Source organism: Variovorax sp. P1_H12_2 (assembly GCF_056405335.1).
The window spans coordinates 1-8,562 of the sequence record NZ_JBFUCI010000282.1 but is presented as its reverse complement, the minus strand read 5'-3'; the positions used below and the strand labels follow the sequence as shown (position 1 = coordinate 8,562).

The window sequence follows — 8,562 nt, the reverse complement described above, 5'->3', positions numbered from 1 at the left end:
GTGCCACTGGCGACATAGCGCAGCGCGTGGCCGTCCACGTCGACCACGCCGAAGCCGGTGGTCTGCAGTCCGGGGTCGATGCCGAGGATGCGCATGCGTCAGATCCGGGCGTTCAGGCGTCGAAGTACCAGCGCACCGCGTGGAAGAACACGGGCGCCGCGAAGCAGAGGGCATCGACCCGGTCGAGCAGGCCGTTGGCGCCGGTCACGCCGACGCCGCGCCGGCCCCAGTTGGGAATGCCGCGGTCGCGCTTGAGCGCCTTCATCACGAGATGCCCCATCGAGCCGGCCACGCAGGCGATCAGCGACACCGCGAGCGCCTGGCCGAACTTGAAAGGCGTGATGAAGGAGAACAGTGCGCCGACCACGCTCGCGATCGCCATGCCGAGCGCCCAGCTGGTCCAGTTGAAGCTGCGGCTCACGTGCGGCGCGAAGGGCTCCTGCATGAAGAGGCGGTGCCGGATCGCGCCCAGCCAGCCCGGGGGCTGGGGCGGTGGCGGCGCGCCTTCCGGCGGCATCGCCTTGCGCCGCGAGACCAGGTGCTGCACCAGCATGCAGGTCTGGACCACGAACACCAGGAAGAACACCAGGAAGGCGCTCTTGCCCTCGTAGCCCGGGAACGACAGCAGCAGCAGCGCCGGCACGTGGCTCATGCCGTAGACGCAGACCATGATGCCCCACTGCAGCTTGGCGTTGCGCTCGAGGAAGTGGCTCGGGTCGTCGGCCAGCGCGCTCACCACCGGGATCGCGAGGAAGACGTAGACCGGGATGAACACCGTGAAGAGGTTGAAGTGTGCGGTCGCGACGAGCCAGAACTGGATCGGCAGCACCACGAAGAAGGCCAGGATCAGGCTTCGGTGGTCGCCGCGCCGGGTCGGCGACAGGGTGATGAACTCGCGCAGCGCCAGGAAGGCGATCAGCGCGAACAGCAGCGTCGCCACGGTCTCGCCCAGGGCCCAGCCGATCCAGAACACCACCGCCATGAACCAGGTGGTGCGCAGCAGCGTGCGGAAATGGTGCAGCTCGCGCTGCCAGATCTCGTCGTGGACCGGATTGCGGCGCTCCCTGAAGCTCAGCATGAAGGCCACCGTGCTGACGATGACGAGCAGACCGAAGACGATCAAGAACAGCGCCGCGACCTGGTGGGTCGCAGAGAGGTTGCGCAGGTACTGGTTCATCTAGACATCCCGCAGCGCGACCACCGCTGCGCGCGCCCGGTCGAGGAAGGGGCGGCGCTCCTCGCCGTCTTCGAGGCGGATCGGCGCGCCGAAGGTGACCGAGCACAGGATCGGCACCGGCACCACCTCGCCCTTGGGCATCACGCGCTGCACGTTGTCGATCCAGGCCGGCACCAGCACCGCCTCCGGGAACAGCTGGGCCAGCGTGAAGAGGCCCGACTTGAACTTCTGCGGCTCGCCCGTGTGGCCGCGCGTGCCCTCGGGAAAGATGATGATCGAGTCGCCGCTTTGCAGCGCCTCGATCAGCGGCTGCAGCGGGGCGAGCGCCTCCGCGCTGCCCGGAGGGGCCGGAGGCGGCTCGGGTTCGGGCGTTGGCCCGGGTTCGGGCAGCGGCTGCGACAGCGGCATCTCGAACTGCGCGGCATGCCCCGGCGCATCGTCGAACGATGGCTCGATCCGCTCGGCGGGCGGTGCCATGGGCGGCGTCGGCGGCACCGTTGCCGCGCCACCGCCGCGCTCCACATAGATCGCGTTGAACACCTCGGTCGTGATCCAGCGCTTGAACGGCGTGTTGGCCCAGTAGTCGCGCGCCGCGATCGGCCGCGTGATGCTGCGCAGCTCCTCGGGCAGGGCGGCCCAGATCATGACCAGGTCGAGATGGCTCTGGTGATTGGCGAAGTAGATGCGCTGCTCGGCCTTGGGGGGACAGCCCCACCAGCGCGCCTGGGCGCCGGTGAGCAGCCGGATCAAGGCCAGCAATCCCCACCCCGTGAACTTTGCAAGCATGTTGCCGATGATACGGGCCGGGTGCCGCGGCTCAGGGCAGTTCTGCGGACGGCATGCGCGCGGCGATCGTGCCCGATCGGTTCGCGAGATAGGCCGAGCCTTGCCGGCGCTCGAAGAATTTCGGGCTTGGGAGCATCACCGCGAGACGCGCCGCCTCTTGCGTGCCGAGCCGCGAAGCAGGCTTCCTGAAGTAGTGCTGAGCGGCGGCCTCGGCACCGAAGATGCCTTCGCCCCATTCGACGTTGTTGAGGTAGATCTCGAGGATCCGCTCCTTCGACAGCAGCACCTCGAGCGCGGTGGCCAGCACCAGCTCCTGGCTCTTGCGCAGCATCGTGCGCTCGCCCGAGAGCAGCAGGTTCTTGGCCAGCTGCTGCGTGATGGTCGAGCCGCCGCGCAACTGGGCCGGGCGCGGCTCCTTGCCGCGCGCGCGCAGCTGCGCGGCGCGCCTTGCGGCGATCTCCTCGGCCTTGGCATTGCGTTGGCGGGCGCGCTCGATCGCCTCCCATTCCACGCCCTGGTGGTAGATGAACTCGCTGTCCTCGCTGGCGATCACGGCGCGCTTGAGCGCGTCCGAGATCTGGCTGTAGGGCACCCACTGCTGGCGCCATTCGCGTTCGCCGTTGCTGCGCCCCCGGGTCGCGAGCTGCCAGGCTTCGGAGCGCTGGAACGCCGTCGACTGCGGGTCGATCACCGCCATCGCGGCAATCCGCAGGATGAAGAAGAGCTGCAGCGCGAAGGCCGCGATCAGCACGCAGCCGAACCAGCGCAGAACGGCCCTCACCGGGCCTCGACGAGAGCGCGCAGTTCGGCCAGCACCGGTGCGGTCGGCGGCCGCACGCCGCGCCAGATCTCGAAGGCCTCGGCCGCCTGCTCGACCAGCATCCCGAGTCCGTCGCGCGGCACGGCACCGTGGGCGCGCGCCCAGTCCATGAAGCCCGCCGCGGCCGGCCCGTACATCATGTCGACCGCCAGCGCGCCCGGCTTCAGCACGCTGGCCGCCACCGGGACCTCGCCGCCGGCCAGGCTCGAGGCCGTGGCATTCACCAGCACGTCGAAGCGGCCCGGCACGCCGTCGAGCGCCTGTGCCTCGAGCGTGACGTGGTGCTGCAGCGCCAGCGCCGCGTGGCGCTGCACCAGCGCGATCGCCTTGGCCAGCGTGCGATTGGCCACCACGACCCGGCGCGGGCCGGCTTCCAGCAGCGGCCCGAGCACGCCGGCCGCGCCGCCGCCCGCGCCCAGCAGCAGAAGTTCGCTGCCTGCGAGCGCAACGCCCGCGTGGATCCGGACGTCGTTGACCAGGCCGATGCCGTCGCTGTTGTCGCCGTGCACGCCGTCGTCGCGAAAGCTCAGCACGTTGACCGCCTTCGCCAGCGCGGCGCGCGGCGTCAGGTGCTGACACAGCGCGGYGGCCTCGAACTTGAACGGCACCGTGACGTTGCAGCCGCGCGCCGTGCCTGCGGCATCGGCGCGGAAGGCCGCCACCGCGCCGGCGAAATCGTCGAGTGGCGCCAGCCGGCGGCCGTAGTCCAGGGTCTGGCCGGTCAGTTCGGCGAAGCGCGCATGAATCCAGGGCGAGCGGCTGTGCTCGACCGGATGCCCCATCACGCAGTACAGGTCGGTCATGTCGGGTGGCTTGTTATCTGGACGAGAGCTGGGTCTCCAGCGTCTCGTCGCGGGTGAACTTGAAGCGCGAGGGCAGCACGATCTGGTCGGTCTGCCGGCGCATCGCGTCGGTGAACTTGCCGAAGCCGCCGATGCTGCGCACGATCGCCTGCGCGCGCCGGTCCAGCGTCCGGTCGCCCGAGCTCTCGACGATGTCGGTCGAGAGGATCTTGCCGTCGTGGTTGACGGTCACCATCATGGTCAGTTCGCCGTACAGCTTCTTGCCGGCGGCCTCGGGGAAGTTCTCGGTGCCGCGCACCTCGATCTTGCGGCGCAGCGCGTCCACGTAGGCCGCATAGGCCGCCTCGCGGGTGGCCGGGCTGATGTAGCGCTTCTTGGGCCGGGCGTTCTCCTCGTTCACGCGGCGTTCGATCTCGGCCAGCAGCTCGACCAGCTGGCGCCGCTTTTCCTCGCGTGCCGCGGCTTCGCTCGGGTTGCCCTGGGCGCGCGGATCGGGCACCGGCATGCTGGCCAGCTGCTGCTTGATCTGGGCCAGCAGCATCTGCTGCTGCTGCTGCATCGCTTCGACCTGGCGCTGGGCGTCCTCCGTCGCGTCGCCGATCGCGGTGAAGGTGGACGGCGGCAGCGGGCTGGTGGCGCGCCCGCGGTCGAGGTCGCCGCCGCCGGCCAGCGAGGCCTGGGCGATGGCCTTGGCCTTGTCCGGGCGCTCGTTGCTCCTGGCGTTGACCAGGATCACCTCGAGCGGCGTCTCCTTGAAGACGCGGTTGAAGGACTCCGGGTCGACGAAGCGGACCGCCAGCAGGACCGCGTGCGCGACGATCGACACGCCGAGCGCGATCTGCAGCGTGCTGAGGTCGCGCAGGTTCATGCGGGCGCGTTCTCCGGTGCGGCCTCGGTGTCGGCCAGGTCGACAGCGATGGCGATCGGGCCGGCGACTTCCTCGTCCTCGCCGCTCTCGTCCTCGGCCTGCGCATCGGCGGGCGCGGCATCGAGGCGCTCGATGACCGTGCCGTGGACGTCGAGCGCGATCTCGTCGACCTCGCCGAGCCGCACGCGCACCCGCGCGCCGCGCTGCAGCCCCTGCGTGCCGGTCACCATGAGCACCAGCGGCAGCGTGTCGGCCCGCGCCAGCGCGCCGTTGGGCACGTCCTTGATCAGCGTGGCCTCGAGTTCGGTGATGCCCTGCTGCTGCAGGTACTTGAGCGTCCAGAAGCGCTCCATGCCGCCCTGGTGCGCGTTGTAGGTGCTGTAGGYGGCGTCGAAGCCCGACAGGATCGAGAACAGGTCGGCGTCCTTGGGCTTGAACGGCGCCGCCAGCGCGGCGGTCTTGCCGTGGCGCGCGGCCGCGATGATCTGCCACTGGTTCACGAGGTCGGTGTAGCGGCGCAGCGGCGAGGTGCTCCAGGCGTAGCTCTTCACGCCGAGGCCGGCGTGCGGCAGCGCCCGCGTGCCCATGCGCACCTTGATGCCGGGCGCCAGGCTGGCCTGGCTGCGGTAGAGGCCGGGTACGCCGAGCTCGCCGAGCCAGCCGCCCCAGCTGCTGTTGGCCAGGATCATGGCCTCGGAGACGATCAGGTCCAGCGGCGCGCCGCGCTGGCGGGTGCCGATCTGCACCGGTTCGTTGCCGGTCGGTTCGCCGTCGTTGCCGACCAGGCGGAAGGTGTAGTCGGGCCGGCTGAAGTTCTCGGGCTTGCCGCGCACCACCTCGCGCTGGGCCTTCAGCTGTTTCGCCAGCCGGAACAGGAAGGACAGCGGCGCGCGCAGCGGGGCCAGCATCGCGGGCGTTTCCGCGGCGCCGGCCGAAGCGTCTTCCAGCCAGGGCTGGGTGATCACCGTGTCGAGCTGGTCATGGCGCAGGTTGGCGACGATCGGCACCCGTTCGAGCCGGGTTTCGGTGCCCTTGAGCGCCAGCGTCTGCTCGTCGAAGGTCGCGTAGAGCGAGACCGCCGGGCAGTCGCGCCCTTCCTGCAGCGTGTAGGCCTCGACCACGTGGTCGGGCAGCATCGTGATCTTGTGGCCCGGCATGTAGACGGTCGACATGCGCGCGCGCGCCACCTGGTCGATCGCGCCGCCGGGCACCAGGGCCAGCCCCGGCGCCGCGATGTGGATGCCGACCACCACCGTGCCGCTGCCAAGCCCCTGCACCGAGAGTGCATCGTCGATCTCGGTGGTGTGCGAGTCGTCGATCGAGAAGGCCTGCACGTCGGCCAGCGGCAGTTCGTCGGCGATGACCGGCGGCTGCAGCGACGGGAAGCCGGTGCCCTTGGGGAAGTTCTCGAACAGGAAGCGGCGCCAGTGGAACTGGTAGGCCGAGTCGATGGCGCCGGCCCGCTTCAGCAGCTCGAGCGGCGGGCGCTGGGTGGCGCGGGCGGCATCGACGACGGCCTTGTATTCGGGCGCGTTCTTGTCGGGGCGGAACAGGATCTTGAACAGCTGCTCGCGCACCGGGGCCGGGCAAACGCCGGCGGCCAGCTGGCCGGCCCACTCGGTGATCTGGGCCTGCACGAGCTTTTTCTTCTCGATCGCGGCCAGCGCCTGCTGGATGATCTCGGCCGGCGCCTTCTTGAAGCGGCCCTTGCCGGCGCGGCGGAAGTAGTGCGGCGCCTCGAACAGGGCCAGCAGCGCCGCCGCCTGCTGCACCAGCGTCGGACGGGCCTGGAAGTACTCGGTGGCCAGCTCGTCGAAGCCGAATTCGCCCTCGGGCGCGAATTCCCAGGCCAGGTCGAGATCGACCGTGGCCGCGAGCGCGCGGCCCTCGGCGATCAGCTCGGCCGGCGAGGGTTTCTCGAAGCGCAGCACGATGTTGGCGCCCTTGACCTTGACCCGCTTGCCGGTCTCGAGCTCCACCTGTGCCGAGGCTTCGGCCTCCGACAGGACGCGGCCGCCCAGGTATTTGCCGGCTTCTTCGAACAATACAAACATGGGGCGGATTCTCCCATGCGCGGCTGCGGCGGAGCGTCAGGCCGGATCGATGAAGGCAAGGACCTCGTCCAGGTGCTGCGTCTCGAAATCCGACAGGGCATGGTCGCCGCCCTCCAGGATCTTCAGCCGGCTGCCCGGATAGCGGTCCGACATGTCGCGCCAGTCGAGCACCTCGTCGCCCTTGGCGATGATCGCGAACACCTGCTCGGGCCGGTCCAGCGGCCCGACCTCGAGCGCGCGCAGCTCGGCGATGTATTCGGGCCGGAAATGGAAGTGCTCCGCCGGATCGTGCCAGAGGGTCTGATCGCCGATGTGGCGCACCAGGTCGCGCGCCGGGTCCACCGCCGGGTTGAGCAGCACCGCCCGGCAATAGGTGGTGGCTGTCACATAGGTGGCATAGAAGCCGCCGAGCGAGGAGCCGACGACCGCCATCGAGCTGCGCGGCCAGCCGGCGATGCCCCCCATCACGAGCGCGATCGCCTCGCGCGGCGAAGGCGGCAGCTGCGGGCACCACCAGTGCAGGTTCGGGTGCTGGCGGGCCACGCGCCGGGCCATCTGGCTGGCCTTGGTGGACCGGGGCGACGAGCGAAAGCCGTGCAGATAGAGCAGGTGGGTGGTGGGCGGCATGCCGCGATTATCCGGAACTGCGGCCGAAAATGGCCCCTGGAGCCCGTCGGCGAAGCTCCGGGCGTCGATAATCGCGGCCCATGTCGGCCGTCTTCCATCAACCTTCGCTCGCGCGGCGCCTGTTGCCCGTGTTCCAGGGCTTCGACGGTTTTCTCGCCTTTGCCGTGCTGCTGCTGGCCTGCGCCGGCATGCTGACCATGTATTCGTCCGGCTACGACCATGGCTCCCGCTTCGTCGACCACGGCCGCAACATGCTGCTGGCCGGCTTCATCATGTTCGTGGTGGCGCAGGTGCCGCCGCAGCGCCTGATGACGCTGGCGGTGCCGATCTACACCCTCGGCGTGGCGCTGCTGGTGGCGGTGGCGCTGTTCGGCATCACCAAGAAGGGCGCCCAGCGCTGGATCAACGTCGGTGTCGTGATCCAGCCCAGCGAGATCCTCAAGATCGCGATGCCGCTGATGCTGTCCTGGTGGTTCCAGCGTCGGGAGGGGCAACTGCGGCCGCTCGACTTCGTCGTCGCGACGGTGCTGCTGGCGGTGCCGGTCGGCCTGATCATGAAGCAGCCCGACCTCGGCACCGCGCTGCTGGTGCTGGCCACCGGCCTGTCGGTGATCTTCTTCGCCGGCCTGTCGTGGAAGCTGATCGTGCCGCCGGTCCTGATCGGCATCGTCGCGGTGGCGCTGATCGTCGGCTTCGAGTCGACGCTGTGCGCCAACGGTTTCGACTGGAAGATCCTGCACGAATACCAGAAGCAGCGCGTCTGCACGCTGCTGGACCCGACCAAGGACCCGCTCGGCAAGGGCTTCCACATCATCCAGGGCATGATCGCGATCGGCTCGGGCGGCCTCGGCGGCAAGGGCTTCATGCAGGGCACGCAGACGCACCTGGAATTCATTCCCGAGCGCACCACCGACTTCATCTTCGCGGCCTATTCCGAGGAGTTCGGGCTGGCCGGCAATCTGGCGCTGATCGCGGCCTTCATCTTCCTGATCTTCCGCGGACTGGCGATCGCGCTCGATGCGCCGACGCTGTTCTCCCGGCTGCTGGCCGGCGCGGTCACGATGATCTTCTTCACCTATGCCTTCGTGAACATGGGCATGGTGAGCGGCATCCTGCCGGTGGTGGGGGTGCCGCTGCCTTTCATCAGCTATGGCGGCACGGCCATGGTCACGCTGGGGTTGGGGCTGGGCATCCTGATGTCCATCTCCCGCGCCAAGCGAATGATCCAGAGCTGACCCCCAGGTTGGCTCACTGCGTGTAGCCGCCCACCCCCTTTCAGGGGGCGCTGCCGGCGGCCCGGCGAAGCCGGTTCCGCGGCAGCCCCCGAACAGACGCGCCGCGCGCAGCCGTCGAACGAACACAGCGCCAGTATCCACCGGCCGGCGCAGCCAGGCCCGTTGGTGAAACACCGCGGAACCGGCTTTGCC

At 69.6% G+C, this 8,562-nt stretch carries 9 protein-coding genes; 1 reads left to right on the top strand and 8 read right to left on the bottom strand.

Annotated features, from left to right (window positions below; all coding sequences use genetic code 11):
• The 8 genes from AC1D2K_RS23815 to AC1D2K_RS23780 all read right to left on the bottom strand — a co-directional run.
• The coding region (locus AC1D2K_RS23815; protein WP_478091472.1) for a crossover junction endodeoxyribonuclease RuvC at nt 1-95 on the bottom strand (95 nt) is incomplete at its 3' end.
• Nucleotides 96-112: 17 nt separating this feature from the next.
• Nucleotides 113-1,177, bottom strand: coding sequence for a phosphatidate cytidylyltransferase (locus tag AC1D2K_RS23810; RefSeq protein WP_478091470.1), 1,065 nt, complete (start codon nt 1,175-1,177; stop codon nt 113-115).
• Nucleotides 1,178-1,963, bottom strand: a complete 786-nt coding sequence (locus AC1D2K_RS23805; protein ID WP_478091469.1) for a lysophospholipid acyltransferase family protein — start codon at nt 1,961-1,963, stop codon at nt 1,178-1,180.
• A gap of 31 nt (nt 1,964-1,994) precedes the next feature.
• Nucleotides 1,995-2,744 (bottom strand): transglycosylase domain-containing protein, encoded by a 750-nt coding sequence (locus AC1D2K_RS23800; RefSeq protein WP_478091467.1) that lies wholly within the window; start codon nt 2,742-2,744, stop codon nt 1,995-1,997.
• Nucleotides 2,741-3,586, bottom strand: a complete 846-nt coding sequence (gene aroE, locus AC1D2K_RS23795; protein ID WP_478091466.1) for a shikimate dehydrogenase — start codon at nt 3,584-3,586, stop codon at nt 2,741-2,743. Before aroE ends, AC1D2K_RS23800 begins: the two co-directional genes overlap by 4 nt.
• 13 nt (nt 3,587-3,599) lie before the next feature.
• Nucleotides 3,600-4,454: an energy transducer TonB gene (locus tag AC1D2K_RS23790; protein ID WP_478091464.1), complete on the bottom strand. Its 855-nt coding sequence runs from the start codon at nt 4,452-4,454 to the stop codon at nt 3,600-3,602.
• Entirely contained in the window at nt 4,451-6,508 is a 2,058-nt protein-coding gene (locus tag AC1D2K_RS23785) for a ribonuclease catalytic domain-containing protein (RefSeq protein WP_478091463.1), read from the bottom strand. The genes AC1D2K_RS23790 and AC1D2K_RS23785 overlap by 4 nt, the downstream gene beginning before the upstream one ends.
• Nucleotides 6,509-6,544: 36 nt before the next feature.
• Complete coding sequence (locus tag AC1D2K_RS23780) at nt 6,545-7,135, bottom strand: YqiA/YcfP family alpha/beta fold hydrolase (protein WP_478091461.1); 591 nt, start codon at nt 7,133-7,135, stop codon at nt 6,545-6,547.
• Nucleotides 7,136-7,215: 80 nt separating this feature from the next.
• Here AC1D2K_RS23780 and rodA point away from each other — a divergent pair, with 80 nt between their 5' ends.
• A complete protein-coding gene (gene rodA, locus AC1D2K_RS23775; RefSeq protein WP_478091460.1) occupies nt 7,216-8,370 on the top strand; it encodes a rod shape-determining protein RodA in 1,155 nt (384 codons plus the stop codon).
• The last annotated feature ends 192 nt before the right edge of the window (nt 8,371-8,562 follow it).